Genomic DNA, 24,790 nt, shown 5'->3' on the forward strand with positions numbered 1-24,790 from the left:
AAATTATAAGAATAAATATAGGGTTACTCGTAGTAGTACTATCACCCAGTTATTTTCGAATACTTAAAGCCCAAAAAAGCAGAGCCAAAGCACTGACCGAAGCGCCAAGCAAAGAAACGCCTCCCCAGCCGAAATGTGCATATATTTGAGTTGAGGCAATTGAACCACTCGCACTGCCGATAGAATAGAACATCATATATCCAGCAGTAAGTCGACTCCTTGCTTCGGGATGCAACGGAAGAATCATCGTTTGATTCGTTACATGTATTGCCTGTACAGCCAAATCAAGTAGAACAATACCGACAACTAATGCGACAATTGTTTGTTGTAGATAACTGATAAACAACCATGAAATTAGCAATAATAATAAAGCACTACCAGTCGTTCGTTGTCCGTACCCTCGATCTGCAAGTTTTCCTGCACTTGCCGCAGCTAATGCTCCTGCTACACCAACAAGACCGAAAGCTCCAATTGCACTATAAGATAAAGCAAACGGCGGTGCGCTAAGTGGAAAAACGAGCGAAGTCCACAAAATACTGAAATCGGCAAAAATCAACAGCGCTAAAACTGAACGAACGCGTAAAGTTCGCTCTTGAATAAATAATGTAAACGTTGACCTAATCAACTGGACATAAGTGATTGATTTCACCTCGCGCTCAACAACTGGCAGTACTTTAAAAAACAAACTAGCTAGCAAAAGCATGAGTGCTGCAGAGACGATATATACGGAACGCCAACCTGCTAGATCTGTTAGTATACCGGCAAAAGTCCGCGCGAGCAGTATGCCGATAACTATTCCACTTGTTACAATACCAACGACACGCCCTCGTTCTGTAGGAGAAGCGATATTTGCTGCATAAGCCACAAGCGTTTGGGTCACAACTGCAAGAAGACCTACTAAAGCCATACCTACGAAAAGTACAACGCTAGAGAAAGCTGTCCCCACTATAATCAAAGCTATTGTGGATAAGAGCATCTGCCCCACAATAAGGCGCCGTTGATTTAATAAATCTCCAAGGGGAACGAGTAGTAGTAAACCCAATCCATAAAAAATTTGTGTGATAGTAATCACAACACCAATAACGGAATGGTCAATGCCAAAATCATTCGATAATCGATCGAGCAATGGCTGGGCAAAATAAATATTGGCCACTGACATTCCACAGGCAGTCGCAAACAATAATGTCAAAGAGCGAGACATGGATGAATGCTGATGCCCATGAGGTTTAGTTTCAGGAGATGGACTATTCACCTTAGAATAAAGTGGGCCATTTTCTAGATTCGAATCTGTTTTGTACACACCTTAACCTCCATTACGTTAAATTAGCAACCATAACATACCGAACGGTACAATATAATTATTGGTAAATATAGCTTAAACTTATTTTGATTGTCAACACTTTTATTTTCTACAAAAGCGTTGCATTCAATAGATTTGACTAAAAACACGGCTAATACTATAATGATTACATACTGTTCGGTATATAAATAACAATCTAATTGTCAACATACAAAACATTAAAATCGAAAATTGAAGAGAGGTATTCTTATGGCAAGAACCCGAGAGTTTGATGAGGATCAAGTTTTAAACGCAGCAATGCAGTTATTTTGGGAGAAAGGATATGAGGCTACTTCATTAAGCGACCTTACTTCTAGAATGGGCATTCAACGCCCTAGTATTTATTCAACCTTTGGTGATAAGAAAGAGTTATTCGAAGCAGCACTTCGCAAATATACAATGTCCCGCGCATCCGATATTCGAACCAAGCTCCAAAGTCACTCCTCTATAAAAGAGGCATTTTCTACTTTTTTTTCAGATATCATCAATGACGAATATGGAGGTGCATTTAGTAAAGGCTGTTTTTGTATTAATACGATGGTTGAACTCGCACCGCATGATGAGCGATTTGAAATTTTAACTAGAGAACATCAACTGTACCTAACTGTTATCTTTCAAGAAACGATTGAACGGGGAATACAATCTGGTGAGCTGGAAGCCAACACTGATGCAAAATCTTTAGCACAATCACTAATTATCGCATTAATCGGTCTAACAGTTATGATGAAATCCCGCCCTCAACGCTCTTTTATCGACAATGCAATCGCAACGACTCTTACATTGCTCAAATGACATTTAACAGTCAAACTTACAACAACTGTTGCCGAGAATATAGAACATCCAATAGATAAGGGAAAACTCGCATGTTGATAAAACATAAATCAACATACGAGTTTTTCATTTTCCTTAATACGCAAAAATTTTTCTATATTTGATGTAATGCTCTGGCCAAAATTCTTCTTCTTACCGATGCTAGTCAGCAAAGGGCTAGTTTTTTTATCAAACTAATTTGCAGCATTAGTCGATTGGTGTCGAAATGTAAAACTTTCAAATCGATATAATAATAGTATAATTAAGGAAATTAAGAATGGAGGAACACGATGAAGAAACTCTTTTATGTATTTTTAATTTCTATATTTGCAATATCCGTCTACTCTTATAGCCCAACTGTATCAATAGCAGCTACTAAAGAAGATGAAGTCACTATTTTAAAAAAGCAATTAAAGGAAAAAGACCAAAAGATTAAAGAACTGAATGAAAAAATCAAATCATTAGAAGAAAAAGTAAAGGCCCTCTCTACTACGAATCAAAATAAAGAAACAACCGAGGATCAACTTTCAAAAACAATAAAAAACGTAACTGTTACAATCGATAAAGTAGTGCAAGATTCTGATTCGCTAAAAATTTATGTAACATATATTAATAATACAAATGATAAAATTAGTAACGGCAGCGATTTATCTAAAATAGTGGCAAATGGTAAACAATACAGCTATAGTTCAGATTTTAATTTCAAAAGATGGTATAAAAAAGAAAATGTCCCTCACGCTGATACATACATTGAGCCTGGTGTCACTGCGCAAGATGTTATTTTCTATGCACCTGTTGATTCGGATTCAATAAACATTTTAATTCGTGCTAACTGGACTGATTACAGATTTAATAATGTAAAAATTACTAAATAAAAAAGAACAGTCACTAAAAATGAAACGACACCCTAAAAGTAGTCTAAACACTAACGATTGGGGTGTCATTATTTTGTTGTTTCAGCTATTTAAATAGACCCAACTTAATTGTTCTCAACATGTTTTCCGTTAACAAAAACCGATAACACAAGGCCAATAAGCGCAATGGCTGCGATAAAGAAGAATGCATACTTTGTCCCTTCAGCCATTAATTCAAATGGTGAAGCATTTTGGAATTTTTCGAAATGCTTGTTTTGTCCACTGACCATTAATGTAATAGCCAATGCTGTCCCTGTCCCACCTGCAATTTGTTGTAATGTACTCATAACAGCTGCACCATCTGCGTATAATTCACGTGGCAACTGATTTAAACCATTTGTTTGCGCAGGCATAATAATCATAGAAATCCCTATAAAGAATATTGTATTCGCTAAAATAATCTGCCAAACGGGTGTATGTGCGGAAATCGTAAAGACAAAAAGTAAACTTGCAATTAATGTTAGCAGAAAGCCAAGGGGCAAAAATTTCTTTGCACCAAATTGATCGAACATCTTTCCTACTACTGGTGATAAAACAGCATTCATGGCACTACCAGGCAAAAGAATAAGACCAGCAACCGTTGCACTGAATAGTAAAGAACCTTTTAAGTACATAGGCAATAGTATCGCTGTTGATAAAATTAAAAGCATACCGCTAAATAACAATACCGTCCCTAACGTAAACATAGGATATTTAAACGTTCGTAAATTAATCATAGGCTGCTCCATTTTAAATTGACGAATTACAAATAACGCAATTGAAACTAGGCCAACAATAAATGGTATATATACCCCTGCAGAAGCAAAGGATTTTTCTGCAATAGTACTTAAACTGTAAATGAAGCCGCCAAATCCAAGTGTCGATAAAATAATTGAAACAACATCAATAGCTGGCTTCGTAATAGTAGATACATTATCAATTTGTTTAAGCCCCACTACGACTAATCCTGCATAAAAAACAAGGCTTATCCAGAAAATAAACGACCAATCCAACGAGTCCACAATTAAGCCTGCCAATGTTGGCCCAATCGCAGGAGCTGTCGTAATAACAAGCCCCATTAACCCCATTACCGCTCCACGCTTTTGAATCGGGAAAATTAATAAAATTACATTCATCATGAGCGGTAAAATAATGCCCGTTCCAAACGCTTGAATGATACGACCTAGCAGTAAAATCGGAAAGCTTGGTGCTAAAGCTGCTAAAATCGTTCCTACAATCGAAAATACTAATGATCCAACAACTAACTGTTTTGTTGTAAACCATTGAATTAGAAGAGATGAAACAGGCACTAAAATACCTATTGTTAATAGATAGCCTGTAGTAAGCCACTGTGCTGTCCCAGCTGAAACAGTGAAATCGGACATAATATTAGTCAGAGCCATATTTAAAGCTGTCTCACTAAACAGCCCTATAAATGCTGCAAACATAAGCACAAAAGCCATACTTTTAGGTTTTCGTACTGGCACAACTTGCAAAGATGAAGCCATAAATAAAATACTTCCTTTCTTTCTCTATAATTAATTAGACCGGTCTATATAATAAGCATAAAAATGAAGCCCCTATTTACTTAGAAAGCAATAAAGGAATCATTTTGTTAATTTGAATTAAAGGCTCACTCGATTTTTTGGTTACACATAATGTAATCCCACCTTCAATTAATGCACTTATTGTTTTGCTAATTAAGTAAGCACGTTCTTCACTATAACCACTAACTTTTAATTTCTCAAAGTAAAGATTTCCCCATATTTCAAAGGTTTCTTCACAAGCCTGACGTAAATTCTCATTTACAAATGCTGTTTCCATTGCGAGTAAACCCATTGGAACATTTTTTAATTTTGATATTGGATCCATGTCATGAAAAATTCCCGAAATACTTTCTATATGATATTGAAATGCCTTAGCTGGATCTTCATAAGCTGCTAGATTTTGCTCAATTTCTGCTGCAATTCTATTTGCTGATAAGTTGATCGCTTCAACAGCTAATTGTTCCTTACCATCAGGAAAATGATAATATAAAGAACCTTTTGGCGCGCCACTCTCTTGAATTATTTGACTCAAGCCTGTAGCATGGTATCCTTTTAAATGAAAAAGCTCTGTTGCAGCTTCTAAAATTTTCTCTCGCGATGTTTTTTTACTAGACATAGGATTACCTCCCTTAAAAAAATTATAACGAACGGTCTACATAATAATAAAAGTCTTTTTGAACGCTGTCAAATTTTAATAACTCTAACCTTCCCACCTTAAATTCAATCAATACAATGAAATGTCGCTGACCAATTAGTTCACTTCAACTACAAATGTGTAGGATACCTCACCATTTGACCATCTAGCTAAAACCTCAAAAATATATCGACCTTTGTTTGACGGCGCTGCCATCTCATTGTTTTTCAACATAATTTCATTATCTCTCCCGTTTTCATTCCAAAGATAAACAAAGATTTCCGGGTTTTCTTCAACCTCAATACGCATGTTCATATTTGGTTCTAACTGAATCGCCTGTAATTTTTCAGCTACTTGGTTTGGAGATGCATGATCAGTTTGAACAGTCTCAGTTGTTAGCCACTTTTTCCTTTCCCATTGATAACCGCCTGCTTCCATTTCAAACTTCTTCCCATTAACATGGACCCAGCCTGCCATAGATGGAGGAAAACTTTCTTTATTGAGTTCTGCTTCATGGTGAGTTTTATTTACATCATTCGAACAACCCGCTATTAAAAGTGCAATCAAGCCAATCATTAAAAATAACTTTTTCAATGTGCAACCTCCTTTTTCTAAATTTGACTTTTATTTCTCAAATTCGTTTCATTTATTTTAATAAAATTCAAAGGATGATTGTTCTTATTGAACTTAATTCCAAGACTGCTCGATTTTGTGAGTCTCTGGACTTTTTTAATGCCTCCTTGTAACATTGGGTTAAGAACAAATTGTATTTAGATTTCTTCATTCAATCACTGATACACTATAAGCAACAATTTAGACAAAAAAAAGGCTAGTTAATTATTATTTTGTTTTCTTTACTCAATGAATATAGGATATACTTTTATAGTCCTGTTATTGGCACGTAAAATTTAAATTTAAAATTCAAGAAAGTTTTATTGGAGGTTTATTATGAATTACAGAATTATTAACAAACAAGTATTTGAACAAGCGCAGCTACGTTCGGTTTCGGATGTACCATTCACTGAAGAAGAACTTCAAAACGGTATGAAAATAGCTGTCTCTAAAGCGGATGATACGTTAGCTTTATATTTACTAGATATCGAAGGTCATAAAAAGTTCGAAGTTCGTTGGGATGATTCATCAGAAGTTTTCAACGGTTGGTATTCAGCATGGGATAATTTCTCTTGGTGCCTTGATGTAGTAAGCAAATAAATAGAACTTGATGAAATAATATCAACTAGAAACAACATCCTTTTGTTTTCGGTTGATATTATTTTTATTTAAGTACGATTGTCATATGCTCATACAAGTTAGGAGGAATTACTATGAGAAGTTTAAAGGGAATAATAAGCATTCTATTTATTGTTGTATTTGCATTAATGGTCATTTTATTAAACTCTGGTCCTCCTAAGCCAATTGTATCGGCAGAAGGGAAAAAAATAACGCTAGTACAAGGTTCATATTGTTGGAATAAGATAATTGGATTTGAATGTGTTGATAAAATATCGCCACCAGAAATCCTGGAAAATAATAAAATCACACCCTTTCCTGTATCCCCTAATAGCGAAATAAAAATCCATTTTAAAAAACCACCCATTGATGAAATAGAAGTAGAAAAATGGTTGGATAAAAGCGAGAGTGCACTAATAAAAGTTGAAGGCGATGTTTTTTCAGCGCCTCAAGAAAAAGGCATCTATATATACACTGTTTCCGGCAGATGGGAAAAAGGGAGTTCGTCTTTCGTTTTTAGTATAAGAGTTAAATAATATCGTATAATTTGTGTTGTATCTCTATCGATTTATGCTGAACATTCTGTTTTAAGGAGTGATATTTTTGAAACTTTTTAACAGGATTAAATTTATCCATCCTATAAGAAAGTACATACATTTCATCTTAATAATTTTGATGTTTTCACTTGTCATACCCGCTGGATTCAATCCAAAATATTTAAATATAATCATGTTTATTTTTGGACTGGTAGTACTAAATCGCGGGTTTGACTATAGAGGAACTAATAATAAAGCGTTTTATCAATGCTTGTACACAGGTCTCACAATGTGTTTAGTATTTCTAATATTATTCATCATCCAATAATTTTGGGTAAACCGTAATGCGTAGAAATGATTTTCTACATGTCGATTAGAAAAAATAGTTTTGACTCCTTGTAACTTTGTATAATTCATACGCAATTTGAACATATATGGAGTAACAAGGGAGGTCATCATCATGAAAAAACTACTTTATATCTTAGTGCTATTCACATTATTACTATCAGCCTGTGGAAAAAATGCGGAACCGAAGGAAGTCGCTGTCGATCAAGACACATCTGTAAAAGATATTGTAGGGGCAGTTGTTAAAAATAAATTTACTGTAGAAGAAACGAAAGGCATTGTTACTATATCGATTCAAGATACAGATGTACGAGAAGGTTCTAAAAATCAGATGCTAAAAGATTCTGGTAAAATATTTGCCGAGCTGTCGAAGCTAAAAAGTGTGAAAACACCTTCAATCATTTGGTTTGCCCCATTAACAGGTGCTAATAGCAATGAAGAAATGACGGAAGTATTAAGCGTTTATTTTGATGAAGAAGATTTTAGAACCGTCAATTGGGCCGATTATTCACAATTAAATATAGAATCCATTGCCACTGAATATAAAGAAAACCCAGCTTTAGGTGATTAACACATCAAAAAGATATTGGGACAAAGGAGAAAAAGTGTTAGATTGACTACGATCAATCTAACACTTTTTTGCTCTCAACGTTGATGTCCGCTCCAGCGGACGCTTTCCGCGGGCACATCGTAAGCCGCAACCCTCGCTAACGCGCGGTTTGTTGCGTCTTACTTACTGTGCGTTCCCGCAGGAGTCGCCGCCTCCGCTACCATCAACTAGTTAATTGTTTGAGTGCCTGGCACGAACCCCTTGGCACGAACCCCTTATATGCCCTCAGTATTCATTAATACAATACGCCAGCCATCTGGATCTTCAATCGTTACACCTTTTTCTGCCCAATAAAGATTTTCTGGCTCCACTTCTGGATAACCCATCTGCTCTAGTCGTTGCACAATGCGCTGGATTGCTTCAATGTTTGGCATGTAAAGCACAAGAAGATTATCCTTGGTCGGTGCAGGACATGGGCTACCATCAACATGCTCAGTAAATTCCAAATGATAATTGGCATTCGGCAGACCAATCATAATCCCATCATAGCCTCGATGCCCTTTAAACGAACCAATCTTTTCTAAACCGACACCTTCACAATAAAACCTTTCTATTGCCGATAATTGATGAGTCGGTCTTGCAACACGTACTTGTACAACTTCCTTTGCCCATTGTTCTTTCATCGCCATCTCTCCTTCTAGGACGATTATATAATGGGAAAACTTGAGAGGAGAACGGTCAATAGTCTGAGTTGTATTCCGCATGCCATATTATATCCGCTTTTTGTAATGGTACTTCCTTTTTTAAGTAATACTCTTCCGCTACCCAATATCTGCTTTCATACTTCTTCCTAATTGCTGATACATCTCCTATATACGAATCACGCTTTAAAACTCTTTCTTCCCTAACATGTTTTGGACATTCTAAAAATATCGTATAGTCATAAAATCTCCTCCATTCATTGCGCTGAAGAAAGACTCCTTCTATTAAAAGAATACTATTTAGTACAAAGTGCTTTTTACTATTTATTACTGTATTCATTGCGCGATTATAAAAAGGCAGTGTTAAATCTAGATGACCATTATGTATTTTTAAAAGGCTTTCTTTTATGAATTTTATATCCCATTGTAAATAATAATATTCAAACCATTCTTCATTGCCCGTATTGTATCGCTTTTCACTTTCTACAATATAATCATCAATATGCAAAACATTAACCACGCAATCATTTTCCAACGCGCTAGCTAGTTTATTTACAAAGGTTGTTTTTCCTACCCCTCCTAATCCGTCAATGGCAACAATGAGAGGCCTTTCTCCCCTCTCTGGACTATTAAATCGCTTCATTATTTCGGTTGTCACCTGTTGTGCCCCACGCAATTATTCCACTCTCCTAATCCAATACTGTTATCAACATTAAAATAACCAGCTTACTTCCCACAAAGTAAACTGGTCTCTTTTAAATTATTGGGATAACGCAACATCAAATGAAGCAGCGGTTTTCGCCTTTACTTCCTCCAATGTTACACCTTCTGCTAATTCTATTAGTTGCATGCCTGTTGTTGTAAAATCAAAAACAGCTAAGTCCGTTATTAATCTGTGCACAACACCTTTGCCTGTTAACGGTAACTCACACTGCTTTTTAATTTTTGACTCCCCGTTTTTGTTCACATGCTCCATCACGACAATGACTCTTTTCGCACCGACAACAAGATCCATGGCGCCTCCCATGCCCTTTACCATTTTCCCTGGGATCATCCAATTGGCAAGATCACCTGTTTCGGAAACTTCCATTCCACCTAAAATAGCAAGATCAATATGTCCACCACGAATCATTGCAAAGGACTCAGCACTATCAAAAAAAGATGCTCCTGGCACAGCTGTCACTGTTTCTTTCCCAGCATTGATGAGATCAGCATCTACCGCACTTTTCTCTGGATAAGGGCCAATTCCAAGGAGGCCATTTTCGGATTGTAAAAGCACCTCATAATCAGAAGGAATGGCATTGGCAATAAGTGTTGGAATACCGATACCTAAATTGACATTCATGCCATTTTTAATTTCCTGGACAGCTCTATTCACAATTTTATATCTTGTATCCGCCATTATGCTTCCTCCTCCTTTTTAACAGTCAAACGTTCGATACGTTTTTCATAATTTTCGCCGAGTAAAACACGTTGCACGAAGACACCTGGTGTGTGGATATGATCTGGATCTAGTTCGCCCACTTCTACAAGCTCTTCCACTTCTGCAATTGTAATTTTGCCTGACATCGCTGCTAAAGGATTAAAATTACGCGATGTTTTCCGATAAATTAAATTGCCTAGCTTGTCTGCCTTCCACGCTTTTACAAGAGCAAAGTCGGCAACAATTCCTTCTTCTAAAATATATTCCTTGCCATCGAAAACCTTTACTTCTTTGCCTTCAGCAATTGGCGTTCCAACCCCTGTCGCTGTATAAAAGCCTGGAATGCCAGCTCCTCCAGCTCGCAGACGCTCTGCTAATGTACCTTGTGGTGCAAGCTCAACTTCTAACTCGCCACTTAAAAATTGCTGTTCAAAGATTTTATTTTCGCCAACATAGGATGCTATCATTTTTTTAATTTGCTTATTCGCTAGTAATAACCCTAATCCCCAATTATCTACACCACAGTTATTACTAATCACTGTTAAATCCTTTGTTCCCTTATGTTGTAACGCAGCAATAGCCTTTTCAGGAATACCACTTAAACCGAATCCCCCTACTGCTAACGTAGCACCATCATTAATATCAGCAATGGCTTCCTCAAACGAATTCCATACTTTCCCATCCACCATATCGAAACCCCCTAAAATTGCTCGTTTATTAAGAAAAATTCTACATCATTCTTGTTTTATAAGTAAAGGAATTAATTGTAATGTTATTTATGCTTAATTTGCATAAATCAACGAATCTATTCTTTTTCCGTTCGAATTGTCTTTAATAATTGCGTTAAGGCATAAGATTGATATGTATTTTTTTTCGTAATTACGCCGAGACGCCACGGCATATAAAAGTTCTGTAATGGAATAATCTTCACATTGCGATTGTTTTGCTTCGCTGCAATAGAATAAGGCAAAAGAGTCACGCCTAAATTTGAGGATACTAGCTCAACAATTAAATCCCATTGAGAGCTTTTGTAGCTAATTATTGGCGTAAACCCTGCACTTTTACATGATTTAATAACATAATCATGTAATGAAAATTCCTCTGTAAAAATAATAAATGATTCATTTTTTAACTCTTGCAATAAAATGTGATCTTGCTTAGCTAATGGGTGTTGTTCATTAATAAAAACAAAAAATTGATCTTCAACGAAAGATTGGACAATGAACTTCCTTTCGTCGGTAGGTAACACAACTATGCCCATATCTACTTCTCCACTTTCCACTAAAGTACCAACTAATTTTGCTCCACGCTCGACTAGCTCTAAATGAACATTTGGATATTGTTGATGAAACTTACGTGCAATTTCAGGGAAAAACAAAGTGCCAATGAGCGGAGGGATACCCATTTTAATAGACCCCGTTTTGATGTTTACTAAATCATCTAGCAAAATGTGCAAATCATAGACAGAACGCATAATTTTTTGACCTTGTTGATAAACGATATTGCCAGCATCCGTTAACTCTACATGTCTTGTAGAACGATTTAATAACTCAACATGAAGATTATCTTCTAACTTTTTAATGCTCTTACTTAATGAGGGTTGTGATACAAAGGTTTCACTTGCTGCTTTCGTAAAACTTCCATGTTCTACTACTGCCATAAACGCCTTTAAATCTCGTAACTCCATATGAAAACCCCTTATTTATTCTAATTTGTTATGGATAAAATCATTAAAGTATTAATTAGTAATAAATTCTCTTAATAATTCTTTAATCCTTCTTTGCAAATGCAACCTAAATGTAGAACGTAAAGGTTTTCATATACATCTTTCTCATCCATGTGAATATCTGTAACATTAAAGTAGGATTTTTGTTTTATTTAAAAGATTTATTTATGGATAATTTCTTTGAAAATCTATATATTTGACTAGTTGGGCGTTTTTGAGGCTTTATCTTCCTATCAACATATAAGTATTTTGTCTCAATTTTATAAAAGTTAGGAGATAACGCAATAACTCTAGCGCCACGTTCTATTAAATAATATTAAAAGGGATTTTACGGATGCTAATTTATTTCATTATTTTTTGTGCCATTATTTTAGGAGGATTCTTGTTACGAAGAATGTTTTATATTAGAAAAGACCGCCTAGAAAAGAAAAAGATTATGGAGGAACGATTAAAAAAGCTTATTTTTTCGAATTCTAAGCAACTATAAAATAATATTTCTTTACTACATTACATACGCAGAATTTAACGTAGGATGATACTCGTGCTAGGCTTTATTCAAATGCTAGCACTTCTACATAAGCGAAAAAAATGAGAACAATCTATGCTTTTTATTTCAAATCTTTTTAGTTTAGTGTTAAACTATCTATTGTCAATTAAATGAAGTAGTAATGAGTATGATTTATGTTTTACTGTCAATACTCAGTTTATCACTCAAACTAGGAGGAATTTTATTATGAAACGTGTTGAAAATAAAGTAGCACTTGTTACTGGCGGAGCGTCAGGAATCGGTTTATCAGCAGCAACTTTGTTAGCGAAAGAAGGAGCAAAAGTTGTTATTGCTGACTATAATCTTGAAGGGGCAAAAGAGATTGCTGCAGCATTAGTAAAAGAAGGCTATGAAGCAGCTGCAGTATTTTTAGATGCTGGCGATGCTGATTCAATCAAAGCAGCAGTAGAATTCACTGTTGAGCAATTCGGTTCTTTAACAGTACTATATAACAATGTAGGTTCAACAAACTTACAAAAAGATTTAGATGTAGTAAACATGGATTTAGAAGAATTTGATCGCCTAGTAAATATCAACTTAAAATCAGTATTACTTGGTAGCCGTTTCGCTATTCCACATATGCAAAAAGCTGGTGGTGGTTCTATCATTAACACTGCTTCTATGGGTGGATTTGCAAGTGACCAAATTCGTACAGCTTACGGTACAACAAAAGCTGGCGTAGTTCACTTAACTAAATATATTGCAACTCAATACGGTAAAGATAAAATCCGTTGTAACGCTATAGCACCAGGATTAATTTTAACTCCTGCAGCTAAAAACAATTTACCAAAAGATTTACTAGAAATTTTCACAAAATATAATGCCCTACCATACAATGGTGAAGCAGATGATATCGGTTACGCAGTAGTATTCTTAGCTTCTGATGAATCTAAATTTATGACTGGTCAAACTCTTCAAATTGAAGGTGGCCATTACATTGCTAACCCAACAATTGCAGATACAAATGTTTGGGCTTCAAACCAACAAAAATAATAACCTTTTTAGCTGATTAAAAAGGTTTGAGCGAACAATCAGTATTAAAAGTGTTAGCAAAGATAACGAGACTGCTATTCTCGTTAGTCTCAGGCTGTAGATAAACTCCAAAGAAATTTGGAATTGTCTACAGTCTTTTTTAATAAATTTTTTGAGTGCCTGGCACTTCTCATAACACTTCTCATAAATACTTAGTATAATTATTGGCTCCTAAATCGAAAAATCCACTTCGCTTTCCGCGGGCACATCGTAAGCCGCAACCCTCGCTATCGCGCGGTTTGTCGCGTCTACGTTCTGTGCTGTTCCCGCAGGAATCTTCGTGGATTTTTCCTTGGATAGTTATAGAGGAAATTGTTTGAGTGCCTGGCACTTCTCATAACACTTCTCATAAATACTTAGTATAATATTGGCTCCTAAATCGGAAGAATCCACTTCGCTTTCCGCGGGCACATCGTAAGCCGCAACCCTTGCTGTCGCACGGTTTGTTGCGTCTTACGTTCTGTGCTGTTCCCGCAGGAGTCTTCGTGGATTTTTGCTTGGTAGTTATAGAGGAAATTGTTTGAGTGCCTGGCACCTAGGTCTTCTCTAACGCTAATTTGATGCCAAAGCCAATCAGAACTATTCCTGTTAAGCCTTCGATTACTGCCTTTGTCATAGGCTTCTTCATAAAAGCACTAATTTTATCTAATAAATATACATAGAAGATGAACCATAAAGCCGTTAAGGCGGTATAAATAAGTCCCATCAGTAAAAATGGGAAAAATGTGCTGTTTGAGCCATCTACAAATTGTGGTAAGAACGTTAGAAAAAACACTGCTACCTTTGGGTTTGTCACATTTGTTAAGAAACCTTGCTTAAAGCATGATTGATTCCCATACTTAATATCAATTTGAGTATCATCATTTACGACTGGCGACTGCGTGCGAATTGTTTTTAAAGTCCATAATGTCTTCACACCTAAATAGCATAAATACACCGCTCCAACGTATTTTAAAATAGCAAATATATAGGCTGACTTTACAATAATTGCAGAGAGTCCGATAACCGCAGCTAATGTATGAATAAATAATCCACAGCATGAGCCAAGTATTGTTTGTAACCCACCCTTTTTATTAACTGTTAAAGTATTTTTAGTCGCAATCGCAGTATCGGGTCCAGGTAAAATTATTAATAAAATACACATCAATAAAAACATCGGAATATTCTCCATGCCGATAGCCCTCCAATCCGTCTGAAAATTATAAAAACAATTCTACCATACGTAACCTATCTGAAAAAGATACCACTTAAAAAATTCCCCATATTCTTTACAATTGACATATAACCATAAGGTGTTATATATTCGTAACACCTTATGGTTATATTTTAAAAAAGAGGAGACTATAAAATGCCTGAACAACTACAAAATATTGTTAAAACTATTACACTTAATGCGCCTATCGAGAAGGCGTGGGAAACAGTTACAAATGCCGAAAAGCTTGGCTCTTGGTTTATGCCAAATGATTTTAAACCAGTGGAAGGGCATGAATTTACACTACAATCTCCATTTGGACCTTCGCCGTGTAAAGTAGAAAAAGTTGATGCACCTCATTATGTACGTTTTGCATGGGATACTGATGGATGGTTTGTCACATTTGAGTTAAAGCAAGCTGGAGAGCAAACAGAATTTACATTAACTCATGGTGGCTGGAAAGAAGCCTCTCATATTATTCCAAAGGCTAACATGCCTGCAGAAGCTGTTCGGCAAAATATGGATGGCGGTTGGACAATGCTTGTTGGTAAAAAGTTGAAAGAGATTGCAGAAACAAAATGACACTGCTTGCACAACAGTATGATGTTTTCCAAGCAATTGCTGATCCAACAAGACGTCATGTACTACAACTGCTAGCCGAAAGTGATAAACCAATAGCTGTTATTTCAGAGCATTTTACGATTAGCAGAACTGCTGTCGTCAAACATCTACACATATTAGAGCAAGCCAAGCTAGTATCAGCCCAAAAGAAGGGCCGAGAAAAAATTTACACTTTACACATCGATCGCTTAAAAGAAATTGAAGATTGGTTACAATACTTTCATTTATTTTGGGATAATAAGCTGGCACAATTACAAAACATTATCGAAAAAGACTAACAAATTTTTATGGCAGCAGCAAAAATAAGCCGCAACAATTCGCATTAGCAATCGTTGCGGCTTACTTTTTTTTTATCGCATATAAAATAGTCCACCATTTATAATTTCAATTTTAATTTTTGCATCGTATTGTTCTTCTAAAGCATTTTTCTCCACTTCATAACACTCTGGCTTTTCTTCCACATCTTCATAAAAATAGTCTAATACGCGTTGATCTCTTTGCCATCTCTTTTTTGCTTGCTCAGCCCATGTATGATCATCCTGTTGAATAATTGCATCAATAGCTTCATCTAAGCGTTGAAGCGCCCGTAAAGGCTTAATTATATATTGTACATAAAAAGCATCTTCTGACGGCGTAATATCCCAGTCAATATTACTTATTGTGTCATGGAAATTATCATTTATTGCCCCTGTCAGTAAATTAATACCAAAAGAGTACATCATTTCTTTCGTTCGATCGCAACAATACGACACTTTATAATTTACCCCAAGCCAAGGAGTCAGCATGACTTGCCCTGTACCTGCATCTACTTTTTGAAACATTTGAACAAAAGCTCCTAGCTCTCTCGTAGCATGAAACAATTGATTTAGCCTTGGAGAACCAAAATGCACGACCTCCCCCATTATTTTTTCTGACAGTGCACTTTGATCTGTTATAAAGGTAACTTGTGCAGGGTTAGGTTCGCCATTCGTTGCTTCTACGTATTGCCAGTAAAAGGGGCGATTCATAATTCTTTTATCAATAGCAATCGTTAATTGTACTGTTAGGTAATGGTCACCATCACCTACCATATCGCATTCATTTTCTAAAAAAAATTGTCGTAAATAGCTGTGAACCTGTTGTGGATACATGCCCCTCTCCCCTTACAATATCAATTACACCTGATGGCGTCTTAAACAGATTTTTTGAAATTCGTTAAGATTGCATCTAGATCTCCTACTACCTTTTCAAAGACATCAATTTTTGTATGCAGTAATGCCAAAATATCCTTTTCAATCGTATCTTCTACAGCAAGATTATAAATATGAACATCATGTTCTTGTCCTAAACGGTGAACACGCCCTATGCGTTGCTCAAGCTTCATTGGATTCCAAGGCAAATCGTAGTTAATAACATGATGGCAAAATTGAAGGTTGATCCCTTCTCCCCCTGCCTCTGTTGCTATCAATACTTGAGCTTTTTCCTTAAATATATGCTTCATGTAATCACGCTTGTTTTTATTGAACTTACCATTAAACAAAACACTCGTAATACCATGAGAATGTAAATACCATTGTAAATAAATTTGAGTTGCACGGTATTCAGTAAAAATAATGACTTTGTCTTTAGCCTGTTCAATAATTTCAAGCGTCTTCTCAGCCTTAGAATTCACTTCTAAAGCCATAACCTTTGCAAGAATTGCTTCTAGCTCATCGCGTTCTGAACTATTTTCTAGCATTTTAGATAACGTTAAAGCCGTTGCCTCTTTGCTACTACACATTTCTTTTTGCAAAGTAATTAATGAAAAGGAACCTGTAGACGTAAGCGAACCAAGTAAATGATAAACTTCCATTTCCTCAGGGCTAAAATGGATAGGGACAATTTGAACACGTCTATTGGTCCACTCAATGCCTGTGTCCTCTCTTCGATTTCTTACCATCACTTGGTTGACTAGTTCTTTTAAATAGTCATCGTGCTGTAAATCGTGCTTGCTTGCTGAAAACGCAGATTGGAATGTCTCATAATTGCCAAGATGACCTGGCTTCAGTAAAGAAATAAGATAATAAAGCTCAAAAACATCATTTTGAATCGGTGTAGCCGTTAATAATAAGCAAAACTTCTTCTTTAATCCTTGCACAAATTCATAAATTTGTGTTTTATGGTTTTTTAATTTATGTGCCTCGTCAATAATAATCATGTCATAATTTTGCGCATAAATTAGTTCTTTATGTGGACTTTTTTTTGCCGTATCCATGCTCATAATAACAATATCGTAACGCTCAATCGGGCAATTTTTTTTATACGCTACAGCTGGAATATGAAATTTTTGATTCAATTCTTCAATCCATTGATTGATAAGAGAAGCAGGTGCTAAAATCAGAGCTTTTTTCACAAGCCCTCGTATCATGTATTCCTTTAGTATTAAGCCAGCTTCAATTGTTTTACCAAGCCCCACCTCATCTGCAAGTATCGCTTTCCCATTCATTCGTTCTATCACGGTTTGCGCTGCTTCTAGCTGATGGGCAAGTGGTGTTAGCTTCGGTAAAACTTTAGGTGCTTGTAAACCAGTAAATTCCGGAATTAAATTCATTTTCACAATTTCATAGTTCATTTTGTACAAAGTCCAACTATGCCATTTTTCATGATTTTCTAGCCTATTAATAAAGCCTTCTTGCCAATCGGACGACCTCTCCACGATCATGATCATCACCTCATGCTATTATTTCTAAATTAGGTTGTCCAAAAAAGAAAAAGCTATGTTAGATTTTGCTCATGTAAAAATATACATATTTTAAGTGATATGCAGATGACTTCTACTGTTCAAATAATTTAACCCTAGAAATAATTTCGTGGCATTGTTCTTTTACTATTTTTATGGTTTAAACGAGGCATAATAATATAGCACTCACCACAGCTTTTTTTGAAAAGATTTTTGAATTTAAATAGCTTTAAATCACACAAAAAAAGAGAAGGCTTATATGCCCTCTCTTCCTGTTATTAACATTACTTCACATATGCGACAGCTCTTACTGGAGATGCAGTGGAGTTTTTCAATTTAAGCGGCAGTGCCATAAAAGTAAAACGGTCATTTAAAGGTAGCTGTTCAAGGTTGACTAGGTTTTCTACTATATAAATAGGAACACTTAGCAGCTTTAGATGCACTTCGCGTTTCATATTGTCATGAACATCTATATTCGCTAAATCAAGACCAATGCATTTTACTTGTTTCTCGAATAACCAATCACCTGCACAAGTAGCAAAAGCGTGCTCTTCAAAAAAGTCCCCTTGTCCCCACTTTGCAGTGCGTGTTCGTACTAAGACAATATCACCTTGCTGTACAGTAATTCCTTGTCTTTGCTCAGCTAGCGAAAGCATCTCTGCTGTAACAGGTTCAAACGGATCTTTGAAAGAGGATACATCAAGTAAGACAGCATCCCCATATGTTTTTGTTAAATCCATTTCAGCCGTAGATTCCCCACCTCTTATAAAGTGAAGTGGTGCGTCAATATGTGTCCCGCTATGATCGGACATACGTAAAAAGCGAGATTCAAATCCTTCACATGGTGCTACGTAACGATGACCAGAATTTTCAAAAGTGGATTCTTCTTGTATAGCAATCGGTGGATGTGATGTATAAGAAACTAAGCCATCATAAATTTCTAGTGTTAAATCAATAATTTTCATTTATTTTTCCTCCTTAAAATGAATCACAACTTTTCCATTTACTTTATTAAGCGCACTTTCAAAACCTTGAAGACTATTTTTAAATGGAACCGTATGTGCGATTAATTTATTAAATGGATATTTTGCATCCGCAGCCATTTGTAAAACCGCTTCATAATTAGCCTGTGTAATGCCGTAACTGCCTTTAATCATTATTTCACCACGGACAATTTGATCCATTGGAACAGCAAACTCTGCAGAATTGATGCCGACTAATACAAGCTGTCCACCTCGTTTAAGTAAACGAATAGCTTCTTTCGGAATAGATGGATGACCAGAGCAGTCAATGATTGCATCATAGCCTGAAAAATTATCGTGTATTAGTTCCTCTGTAGCAACAAACGTTGCATGTACACCTATCTCTTTAGCTAACTGCAAACGACTTTGATCTTGTGGGACTCCTAGCATATGTGTTTCTTCATTACCTGCCCCTACTAAGATTGCAGCTACCCCTAATCCTATTGGTCCTGGCCCAATTACTAAAATAGACTTTTTCTTGTAATCAGCTACTTTTAAAACTGCCGTATAACTAACTGCTAAAGCTTCTGAAATAGCTGCCACTTCATCACTCACTGCGTCGTCAATTACAATAATATTATTCACATCGACTACCATATACTGTGCCATGCCACCAGCCTCTCGAAATCCATATCGAAGAGCCTCAGTCGGTGTTTTTATCAATTTATAATCATTAAAATCACAGCAATTCGTTTCACCACGTTGACAATAATCACATACACCACAACTTTTATATGGGTTAATAACCACTCTTTTATTTAAAAGTGCTTGATCACCAGCTGTCCCCATAGCTATTACTGTTCCAGTTACTTCATGCCCGAGCACAAGTGGGTAAGTGACCCAATCGTAGCCACCATGTCCGTCATACATATGCAAGTCGCTCCCACAAATACCCACTGCACCTACTTTTAGTAAACATTCATTACTATTTAACTCTGGAACAGAATAGGTTTTAAACTGAACATCCTTTTTCTTTGTTGAACACTTTACTAATGCTTGATATTCCATCGCCATATCTACTCCTATTCTCATTTCAAATTTGCTGCCTTTATATTGAATCTCTACTGAACCAACTTAATAATATCTATTAGTGTCTTTTCTTTTTGCGCTAAATATTGTTGTTTATCAATGGATGACCAATCGTAAAAGCCTTGATTGGTTTTCATACCATATTGTTTAGCTTCTATTTTCGCATGATGTATCGCAAGTGGTTTCGTACCATTCTCTAAAGTTGGATATACATGTTCGACAATGGCATAATGTGTATCTAAACCATTTATATCCCGTTGCTCAAGTGGCCCAGTATTAGCTAATCGTACACCTAGGCTCATTTTAGCAATAAAGTCCAACTCTTCAGCCGTCACAATTCCCTTCTCAACTAAAGACATCGCTTCTCTTGCCAGTGCACTTTGTAATCTGTTTGCTACAAAGCCTTCAATTTCCCGTTTCAATAAGATAGGCTTTTTACAAACACTTTGTAAAAATTCCATAGTCGCATTTGCCCGTTCCTGAGATGTAAAAGTGCTAGGAACTACTTCGATTAAAGGGGTAATATGTGCGGGAGAAAAGAAATGTGTCCCGATTAAGCGTTCTTTGTGCAACATTTTTACCGCAATATCGCTAATTAGATAACTTGAAGTATTGGTACAAAACGTAACTTCTTTTTCATAAAATGAATCCAGTTGTTCGAATAAAGCTTGTTTAGCTTGCAAATTTTCAACAATCGCCTCAAAGACAAATGTTAAACCATCAATTTGTTCTAGTTGCTGTAAAAAAGTAATTTGTTGTAAATCTAATTCTTGCTTTAATTGCTGTAATCTTTCTATATTAGGCTCATATAAATAGACATTTACGTTATATTGGTTAAAATATTTCGCGATAGCCGAGCCCATAAAGCCCCCGCCTATTATTAGTACTTTTTGCATTTTTAGATCTCCTTCTTTAAGCTTTACTATCCTCATCATTCCAAATTACTTGTATTCCTACTGCATAAATACATAATGCTTTCACCTCGGCTAAAACATCAACACTTGCACCAAGTGAAATGGCATTACCTTTATGAATCAGAATGCCTTTTTCATAGGCATCACAAACGTTTATAGCATACAGTAATAATTCCTTCAGTAATCTGGACACTGACCCATCACGTAAAGAAGTTGTTCGCAAGTTGCTATATTTTAATAAAGTATCCGGTGCATAATCTACTAAATATTGAATCCAAGTAGGTAATACATCAAACTCACCTTGATAATAATCAATACATTCCTGCTGTGAGGAAAAAGTATCAACCTCTTTCCCCATTTCAATGGCCTGTGCGTCTCCTGATAGTTGAATCGCGTAAGAAATAGCTTCTATCCCAGATAACCAAGTAGGAATACCTCTAGAAATAATGGCTGATGCAATTAGTTCTGCAATTTCTGCGACAGTATTGCCCGCTTCAACTGCTTGCTTTACGAAATAAAGCATTTGTTTTTCCTCACGTCGTGCTGCAAATAATCCTACAAGTAACAATGTTTTTTCTTTTTTTGTTAAAGCACCTTCTGTTAGAAGTGCTTGATACATGCTGGACATTTATATTTCCCCCTCAGGTTATGGCTATTTGACATATGTTGCTGTCCGCTACGGCGGGCGCTTTCCACGGGTTTATCGGCGATTTACGTTCTTCTATCGGCGATTTTCACTGTCTTATCGGCGATTCACATGCTTCTATCGGCGATTTCCACTGTCTTTCCGGCGATTCACGGGCTTCCATCGGCGATTTCCACTTTCTTTCCGGCGATTCACAACCTTCTTTCAATGCAAAAAAATTCGCTCTCTTTCTGTGGACGAACCGCAATCCTCACAAATGCTAAACATCTGCGGAGGCTCGCTTGGCTCGCTTTCCCACAGAAGTTTAGCGAATTTTTTGCTGAAATCCTATAATCCTTACTCTTTAATTTCTAAAGTAAATATGACCAAGCTAATGTTGCAATAATGTAAATAACACCTACGAAGAACATGATCATAACAAGGAAGCCCATAATATCTTTTAACTTTAAGCGAGAGAGTGCTAGAGCTGGTAAAATCCAGAATGGTTGTACTAAATCGTTCCAAGCATTCCCTAACATAACAGACATTGATGTTTCTGATAAGGAAGCACCTAATTCTTTTGCTGCCTCAATCATAAATGGACCTTGTACTGTCCAGTGTCCTCCAGCAGATGGTGCAAAGAAGTTAATGAAGAAAGAGCTAATTAATCCCCAAAACGGTAGGGTATGTTCGTTTGATAAGTCAACGAATATTTTTGCAATAGTGTCCACTAAACCAGAAGCAGCCATGATAGCCATAATCCCCGCGTAGAATGGAAATTGCAGTATGATTCCTGAAATTGTTTTAACCCCGTCAGCTAAGTGCTCAACATAACGTGCAGGTGTACCTAGTAAAATAATTCCTACGAATAAAATAATAAAGTTTAAAATATTTAAGTTTAATGAATTACCATTTGTGAAATAGATTACGATATAAATTAGCCCTAACACACCAATTGCGTAAGCTAGAATGCGGCTGTTATTTAATTTATTTGCTATTGTATTGTCTTCCAAAAGGTTTAATTTTGCTTTTGGTTGGTCTGCATATAATGCTGGATCAATCTCCACAACATTTTTAGGATCTTTTGGATGTAGCATCGCATTAAATAAAGGTAACGTAATTAATAAAACAACTGTTGTAATAATCATTGGTAAGCTAAAAATTGTTTCTGATAATGTAACTAATCCCATAGCATCTTCTAAGAAGTGACCTGGAGTTGAAATTAAAATTGGAATAGAAGCAGATAAACCTAATCCATAAAAAGTGAATCCAGAATATGCAGCTGCAATGATTAGCGGATAATGGACCCCTTTAACTTTTAACGCTAGTTTTTTTGCGATAATCCCACCAATTACTAAACCAAATCCCCAGTTTAAATAACTACCGATCCCCCCAACGAGTGTTGCCACGATAATTGCCATTTTAGGTGTATGAACCATACTTGCAATTTTATTTAATAACTTATCAGTTATAGGTGCCGTAGCTAATACATAACCCATTGCAAGAATAACGGCCATTTGTGTTGTAAATGCTAGTAAATCCCAAAAGCCACCACCCCAGGCAGTTGTTAGATCCACAAAACTAATATCTTCAATTAGTAGAGCCAATACAAACGTTAATAATGTAAGTCCAATTGCAAATACAAATGGATCTGGTAAATATTTTTTCATTACATTTGTGAAAAAATTCGTTAACTTTTCCATACTATTTCCCCCTTGATGTAATCTACTAAGTAATTTTTGGAATTAGCTCTTTAACGTGTAAAACATGATAAAATATAATCACAATCTATACATGTTGGAGGGCATTTTCTTGCAAAAATTAACTAGTATTTTAGTGACTGCTTATGCTAAAGCACCCCAAGGCACGTCTATGTACGAGATGTACAAACATGCTGGCATTGTGTTAGAAATCGATCAACAAACGCATAAAATTATTGATGCAGAATTCACATTCGTTACTGATCTTGCTCAAAATTTCTTTAAACGTATGTTGATTGGCTTTGATCTTACGGCCAATATTGATGAATTAATTGCTCGTGTAGATGAACACTATTATGCCCCATCAAGTGGTTCAGTCGTAGTAGCTCTACAGTCTGCGCAAAAAAGATACCTTGAAAAAATTCAAAAAGATAACTAAGTACCTACACCGAGTCATGTACTCGGTGTTATTTTATGCTTGGCAGTTTTCAACGATAGTGGAAACACCAAGTCCCCCTGCGATACATAATGTTACTAAACCATAACGCTTGCCTGTTCGTTCAAGCTCATGAATAAGTTTTGTCATTAAAATGGCACCAGTTGCCCCAATAGGATGGCCCATTGCAATAGCACCGCCGTTTGGATTTACTCGATTAATATCTAACCCAAGTTCATTGATAACTGCGATAGATTGGGCTGCAAAGGCTTCATTTAACTCAATAATATCAATATCTTGAATTGATAAATTTGCCTGCTTCAATGCTTTTAATGTAGCTGGAACTGGACCGATTCCCATTATAGATGGATCTACACCAGCGGCTGCTTGAGCAAGTATTTTCACCTTGGGCTTATAGCCTAGTTCTATAGCTTTTTCATTCGACATGATTAACAATGCAGCTGCACCGTCATTACGCCCACTACTATTGCCCGCTGTTACTGTTCCACCTTTACGAAATACAGGCTTTAACGTACTTAACTTCTCTTTACTCGTTAAAAATGGATGCTCATCTTTTTCAAAAATTTCTATTGATTTTCGTTTTTTCACTTCGTAAGGTACAATTTGTTTGTCAAAATAACCTTCTTGTATGGCCTTCGCTGTAAGTTCTTGACTACGATGTGCAAATGCATCTTGCTCTTCACGAGAAATTGAATATTTTTCGGCTAAATTTTCTGCTGTTTCACCCATAGTTGAAATGCCGTAAACTTCAAACGGTTGTGAGCCTGGTTGACTTTCTGTGTTCGGATCTAACATGACAGCATTTCCAACGCCATATCCATAACGAGCATTTCGTAAGTAATATGGGGCTGTACTCATGGATTCTGTTCCCCCTGCGATTATAATATCGCTATAGCCAAGAGCAATTTGCTGTGCCGCATTATTAATGGATTGTAGGCCCGAACCACATTGGCGATGTACTGTATAACCTGGAACGGTAATTGGTAGCTCGGCACGTAGAGATGCAAGGCGTGCAACATTGGATTGATCAGCACTTTGTTTTGCTTGTCCCAAAATCACTTCATCAATTAGCGTGGGATCTAGCTGTGTACGATTTAGGAGTTCACGAATAACTGTTGAACCAAGAATATCTGCTGTCTCATTGATTAATGAGCCTCCTAACTTACCTATAGCTGTTCGAACACCTTCTACAATAACTACTTCTTTCATGCTATTTCCC

At 36.3% G+C, this 24,790-nt stretch carries 27 protein-coding genes; 9 read left to right on the forward strand and 18 right to left on the reverse strand.

The window, feature by feature from the left end:
* Positions 1–49: 49 nt before the first annotated feature.
* Positions 50–1,300: an MFS transporter gene (locus ACIQXW_RS14020; protein ID WP_402763068.1), complete on the reverse strand. Its 1,251-nt coding sequence runs from the start codon at positions 1,298–1,300 to the stop codon at positions 50–52.
* Between the two features lie 249 nt (positions 1,301–1,549).
* Between ACIQXW_RS14020 and ACIQXW_RS14025 the strand changes: the two genes are divergently transcribed.
* Together ACIQXW_RS14025 and ACIQXW_RS14030 are read left to right on the forward strand one after the other, a co-directional pair.
* Complete coding sequence (locus tag ACIQXW_RS14025) at positions 1,550–2,131, forward strand: TetR/AcrR family transcriptional regulator (protein WP_402763070.1); 582 nt, start codon at positions 1,550–1,552, stop codon at positions 2,129–2,131.
* A 308-nt stretch (positions 2,132–2,439) separates the two neighbouring features.
* Complete coding sequence (locus ACIQXW_RS14030; protein WP_402763073.1) at positions 2,440–3,024, forward strand: hypothetical protein; 585 nt, start codon at positions 2,440–2,442, stop codon at positions 3,022–3,024.
* A gap of 104 nt (positions 3,025–3,128) precedes the next feature.
* On the opposite strand, the gene ACIQXW_RS14035 is transcribed toward ACIQXW_RS14030, so the two are convergent.
* The 3 genes from ACIQXW_RS14035 to ACIQXW_RS14045 all read right to left on the reverse strand — a co-directional run bounded on the left by ACIQXW_RS14035 (position 3,129) and on the right by ACIQXW_RS14045 (position 5,817).
* Positions 3,129–4,550, reverse strand: a complete 1,422-nt coding sequence (locus ACIQXW_RS14035) for an MDR family MFS transporter (RefSeq protein WP_402763076.1) — start codon at positions 4,548–4,550, stop codon at positions 3,129–3,131.
* 76 nt (positions 4,551–4,626) lie between these two features.
* Complete coding sequence (locus ACIQXW_RS14040) at positions 4,627–5,205, reverse strand: TetR/AcrR family transcriptional regulator (RefSeq protein ID WP_340821249.1); 579 nt, start codon at positions 5,203–5,205, stop codon at positions 4,627–4,629.
* Positions 5,206–5,340: 135 nt separating this feature from the next.
* Positions 5,341–5,817, reverse strand: coding sequence for a hypothetical protein (locus ACIQXW_RS14045; RefSeq protein ID WP_340821250.1), 477 nt, complete (start codon positions 5,815–5,817; stop codon positions 5,341–5,343).
* Between the two features lie 354 nt (positions 5,818–6,171).
* On the opposite strand from ACIQXW_RS14045, the gene ACIQXW_RS14050 reads away from it, so the two are divergent.
* The 3 genes from ACIQXW_RS14050 (at position 6,172) to ACIQXW_RS14060 (ending at position 7,905) form a co-directional block, all read left to right on the forward strand.
* Entirely contained in the window at positions 6,172–6,435 is a 264-nt protein-coding gene (locus tag ACIQXW_RS14050; RefSeq protein ID WP_173478775.1) for a hypothetical protein, read from the forward strand.
* A 113-nt stretch (positions 6,436–6,548) separates the two neighbouring features.
* Positions 6,549–6,989: a hypothetical protein gene (locus ACIQXW_RS14055; RefSeq protein ID WP_402763080.1), complete on the forward strand. Its 441-nt coding sequence runs from the start codon at positions 6,549–6,551 to the stop codon at positions 6,987–6,989.
* A 460-nt stretch (positions 6,990–7,449) separates the two neighbouring features.
* Positions 7,450–7,905, forward strand: coding sequence for a hypothetical protein (locus ACIQXW_RS14060; RefSeq protein WP_402763083.1), 456 nt, complete (start codon positions 7,450–7,452; stop codon positions 7,903–7,905).
* A gap of 254 nt (positions 7,906–8,159) precedes the next feature.
* Here the strand turns inward: ACIQXW_RS14060 and ACIQXW_RS14065 are convergent, their stop codons facing one another.
* The 5 genes from ACIQXW_RS14065 to ACIQXW_RS14085 all read right to left on the reverse strand — a co-directional run bounded on the left by ACIQXW_RS14065 (position 8,160) and on the right by ACIQXW_RS14085 (position 11,695).
* On the reverse strand, positions 8,160–8,567 hold the full coding sequence (locus ACIQXW_RS14065) for a VOC family protein (RefSeq protein WP_402763086.1): 408 nt from the start codon (positions 8,565–8,567) through the stop codon (positions 8,160–8,162).
* Positions 8,568–8,622: 55 nt separating this feature from the next.
* On the reverse strand, positions 8,623–9,261 hold the full coding sequence (locus tag ACIQXW_RS14070) for a P-loop NTPase fold protein (protein WP_402763089.1): 639 nt from the start codon (positions 9,259–9,261) through the stop codon (positions 8,623–8,625).
* An 84-nt stretch (positions 9,262–9,345) separates the two neighbouring features.
* Entirely contained in the window at positions 9,346–9,987 is a 642-nt protein-coding gene (locus ACIQXW_RS14075) for a 3-oxoacid CoA-transferase subunit B (RefSeq protein ID WP_402763092.1), read from the reverse strand.
* The gene (locus tag ACIQXW_RS14080) at positions 9,987–10,697 is read right to left on the reverse strand and encodes a CoA transferase subunit A (protein ID WP_402763095.1); all 711 of its coding nucleotides are present in this window, start codon (positions 10,695–10,697) and stop codon (positions 9,987–9,989) included. Before ACIQXW_RS14080 ends, ACIQXW_RS14075 begins: the two co-directional genes overlap by 1 nt.
* 116 nt (positions 10,698–10,813) lie before the next feature.
* The gene (locus tag ACIQXW_RS14085; protein ID WP_340821257.1) at positions 10,814–11,695 is read right to left on the reverse strand and encodes a LysR family transcriptional regulator; all 882 of its coding nucleotides are present in this window, start codon (positions 11,693–11,695) and stop codon (positions 10,814–10,816) included.
* A gap of 772 nt (positions 11,696–12,467) precedes the next feature.
* Here ACIQXW_RS14085 and ACIQXW_RS14090 point away from each other — a divergent pair.
* A complete protein-coding gene (locus ACIQXW_RS14090; RefSeq protein ID WP_340821258.1) occupies positions 12,468–13,274 on the forward strand; it encodes an SDR family NAD(P)-dependent oxidoreductase in 807 nt (268 codons plus the stop codon).
* A gap of 574 nt (positions 13,275–13,848) precedes the next feature.
* On the opposite strand, the gene ACIQXW_RS14095 is transcribed toward ACIQXW_RS14090, so the two are convergent.
* On the reverse strand, positions 13,849–14,484 hold the full coding sequence (locus ACIQXW_RS14095) for a LysE family translocator (RefSeq protein ID WP_402763099.1): 636 nt from the start codon (positions 14,482–14,484) through the stop codon (positions 13,849–13,851).
* A 177-nt stretch (positions 14,485–14,661) separates the two neighbouring features.
* Between ACIQXW_RS14095 and ACIQXW_RS14100 the strand changes: the two genes are divergently transcribed.
* Positions 14,662–15,087: an SRPBCC family protein gene (locus tag ACIQXW_RS14100; RefSeq protein WP_402763102.1), complete on the forward strand. Its 426-nt coding sequence runs from the start codon at positions 14,662–14,664 to the stop codon at positions 15,085–15,087.
* Positions 15,084–15,404: an ArsR/SmtB family transcription factor gene (locus ACIQXW_RS14105; protein ID WP_401019533.1), complete on the forward strand. Its 321-nt coding sequence runs from the start codon at positions 15,084–15,086 to the stop codon at positions 15,402–15,404. Before ACIQXW_RS14100 ends, ACIQXW_RS14105 begins: the two co-directional genes overlap by 4 nt.
* Positions 15,405–15,476: 72 nt before the next feature.
* On the opposite strand, the gene ACIQXW_RS14110 is transcribed toward ACIQXW_RS14105, so the two are convergent.
* The 7 genes from ACIQXW_RS14110 to ACIQXW_RS14140 all read right to left on the reverse strand — a co-directional run bounded on the left by ACIQXW_RS14110 (position 15,477) and on the right by ACIQXW_RS14140 (position 23,117).
* A complete protein-coding gene (locus ACIQXW_RS14110; protein ID WP_340821262.1) occupies positions 15,477–16,256 on the reverse strand; it encodes a YqhG family protein in 780 nt (259 codons plus the stop codon).
* 41 nt (positions 16,257–16,297) lie between these two features.
* A complete protein-coding gene (locus ACIQXW_RS14115) occupies positions 16,298–17,812 on the reverse strand; it encodes a DEAD/DEAH box helicase (protein ID WP_401019536.1) in 1,515 nt (504 codons plus the stop codon).
* A gap of 296 nt (positions 17,813–18,108) precedes the next feature.
* Entirely contained in the window at positions 18,109–18,789 is a 681-nt protein-coding gene (locus ACIQXW_RS14120) for a cyclase family protein (RefSeq protein WP_402763106.1), read from the reverse strand.
* On the reverse strand, positions 18,790–19,854 hold the full coding sequence (locus ACIQXW_RS14125; RefSeq protein WP_402763109.1) for a zinc-dependent alcohol dehydrogenase: 1,065 nt from the start codon (positions 19,852–19,854) through the stop codon (positions 18,790–18,792). It abuts the gene before it with no gap.
* A 53-nt stretch (positions 19,855–19,907) separates the two neighbouring features.
* Complete coding sequence (locus tag ACIQXW_RS14130) at positions 19,908–20,771, reverse strand: 3-hydroxyacyl-CoA dehydrogenase NAD-binding domain-containing protein (protein WP_402763112.1); 864 nt, start codon at positions 20,769–20,771, stop codon at positions 19,908–19,910.
* A gap of 16 nt (positions 20,772–20,787) precedes the next feature.
* Positions 20,788–21,417, reverse strand: coding sequence for a carboxymuconolactone decarboxylase family protein (locus ACIQXW_RS14135; protein WP_402763115.1), 630 nt, complete (start codon positions 21,415–21,417; stop codon positions 20,788–20,790).
* Between the two features lie 368 nt (positions 21,418–21,785).
* Positions 21,786–23,117, reverse strand: a complete 1,332-nt coding sequence (locus ACIQXW_RS14140; RefSeq protein ID WP_402763118.1) for a short-chain fatty acid transporter — start codon at positions 23,115–23,117, stop codon at positions 21,786–21,788.
* A 109-nt stretch (positions 23,118–23,226) separates the two neighbouring features.
* Between ACIQXW_RS14140 and ACIQXW_RS14145 the strand changes: the two genes are divergently transcribed.
* On the forward strand, positions 23,227–23,553 hold the full coding sequence (locus ACIQXW_RS14145) for a DUF3870 domain-containing protein (RefSeq protein ID WP_340821269.1): 327 nt from the start codon (positions 23,227–23,229) through the stop codon (positions 23,551–23,553).
* A gap of 33 nt (positions 23,554–23,586) precedes the next feature.
* On the opposite strand, the gene ACIQXW_RS14150 is transcribed toward ACIQXW_RS14145, so the two are convergent.
* Positions 23,587–24,780, reverse strand: coding sequence for a thiolase family protein (locus ACIQXW_RS14150; protein WP_340821270.1), 1,194 nt, complete (start codon positions 24,778–24,780; stop codon positions 23,587–23,589).
* Positions 24,781–24,790: the final 10 nt, after the last annotated feature.

This window comes from Lysinibacillus sp. NPDC097162 (assembly GCF_044762185.1).
Lineage (GTDB): Bacteria > Bacillota > Bacilli > Bacillales_A > Planococcaceae > Lysinibacillus.

Coding starts and splice junctions, on each gene's coding strand:
- ACIQXW_RS14025 (WP_402763070.1), top strand. CDS start 1,550: ATGGCAAGAACCCGAGAGTTTGATGAGGATCAAGTTTTAAACGCAGCA.
- ACIQXW_RS14030 (WP_402763073.1), top strand. CDS start 2,440: ATGAAGAAACTCTTTTATGTATTTTTAATTTCTATATTTGCAATATCC.
- ACIQXW_RS14035 (WP_402763076.1), bottom strand. CDS start 4,550: ATGGCTTCATCTTTGCAAGTTGTGCCAGTACGAAAACCTAAAAGTATG.
- ACIQXW_RS14040 (WP_340821249.1), bottom strand. CDS start 5,205: ATGTCTAGTAAAAAAACATCGCGAGAGAAAATTTTAGAAGCTGCAACA.
- ACIQXW_RS14050 (WP_173478775.1), top strand. CDS start 6,172: ATGAATTACAGAATTATTAACAAACAAGTATTTGAACAAGCGCAGCTA.
- ACIQXW_RS14055 (WP_402763080.1), top strand. CDS start 6,549: ATGAGAAGTTTAAAGGGAATAATAAGCATTCTATTTATTGTTGTATTT.
- ACIQXW_RS14060 (WP_402763083.1), top strand. CDS start 7,450: ATGAAAAAACTACTTTATATCTTAGTGCTATTCACATTATTACTATCA.
- ACIQXW_RS14065 (WP_402763086.1), bottom strand. CDS start 8,567: ATGAAAGAACAATGGGCAAAGGAAGTTGTACAAGTACGTGTTGCAAGA.
- ACIQXW_RS14075 (WP_402763092.1), bottom strand. CDS start 9,987: ATGGCGGATACAAGATATAAAATTGTGAATAGAGCTGTCCAGGAAATT.
- ACIQXW_RS14080 (WP_402763095.1), bottom strand. CDS start 10,697: ATGGTGGATGGGAAAGTATGGAATTCGTTTGAGGAAGCCATTGCTGAT.
- ACIQXW_RS14085 (WP_340821257.1), bottom strand. CDS start 11,695: ATGGAGTTACGAGATTTAAAGGCGTTTATGGCAGTAGTAGAACATGGA.
- ACIQXW_RS14090 (WP_340821258.1), top strand. CDS start 12,468: ATGAAACGTGTTGAAAATAAAGTAGCACTTGTTACTGGCGGAGCGTCA.
- ACIQXW_RS14095 (WP_402763099.1), bottom strand. CDS start 14,484: ATGGAGAATATTCCGATGTTTTTATTGATGTGTATTTTATTAATAATT.
- ACIQXW_RS14100 (WP_402763102.1), top strand. CDS start 14,662: ATGCCTGAACAACTACAAAATATTGTTAAAACTATTACACTTAATGCG.
- ACIQXW_RS14105 (WP_401019533.1), top strand. CDS start 15,084: ATGACACTGCTTGCACAACAGTATGATGTTTTCCAAGCAATTGCTGAT.
- ACIQXW_RS14110 (WP_340821262.1), bottom strand. CDS start 16,256: ATGTATCCACAACAGGTTCACAGCTATTTACGACAATTTTTTTTAGAA.
- ACIQXW_RS14115 (WP_401019536.1), bottom strand. CDS start 17,812: ATGATCATGATCGTGGAGAGGTCGTCCGATTGGCAAGAAGGCTTTATT.
- ACIQXW_RS14120 (WP_402763106.1), bottom strand. CDS start 18,789: ATGAAAATTATTGATTTAACACTAGAAATTTATGATGGCTTAGTTTCT.
- ACIQXW_RS14125 (WP_402763109.1), bottom strand. CDS start 19,854: ATGGAATATCAAGCATTAGTAAAGTGTTCAACAAAGAAAAAGGATGTT.
- ACIQXW_RS14130 (WP_402763112.1), bottom strand. CDS start 20,771: ATGCAAAAAGTACTAATAATAGGCGGGGGCTTTATGGGCTCGGCTATC.
- ACIQXW_RS14135 (WP_402763115.1), bottom strand. CDS start 21,417: ATGTCCAGCATGTATCAAGCACTTCTAACAGAAGGTGCTTTAACAAAA.
- ACIQXW_RS14140 (WP_402763118.1), bottom strand. CDS start 23,117: ATGGAAAAGTTAACGAATTTTTTCACAAATGTAATGAAAAAATATTTA.
- ACIQXW_RS14150 (WP_340821270.1), bottom strand. CDS start 24,780: ATGAAAGAAGTAGTTATTGTAGAAGGTGTTCGAACAGCTATAGGTAAG.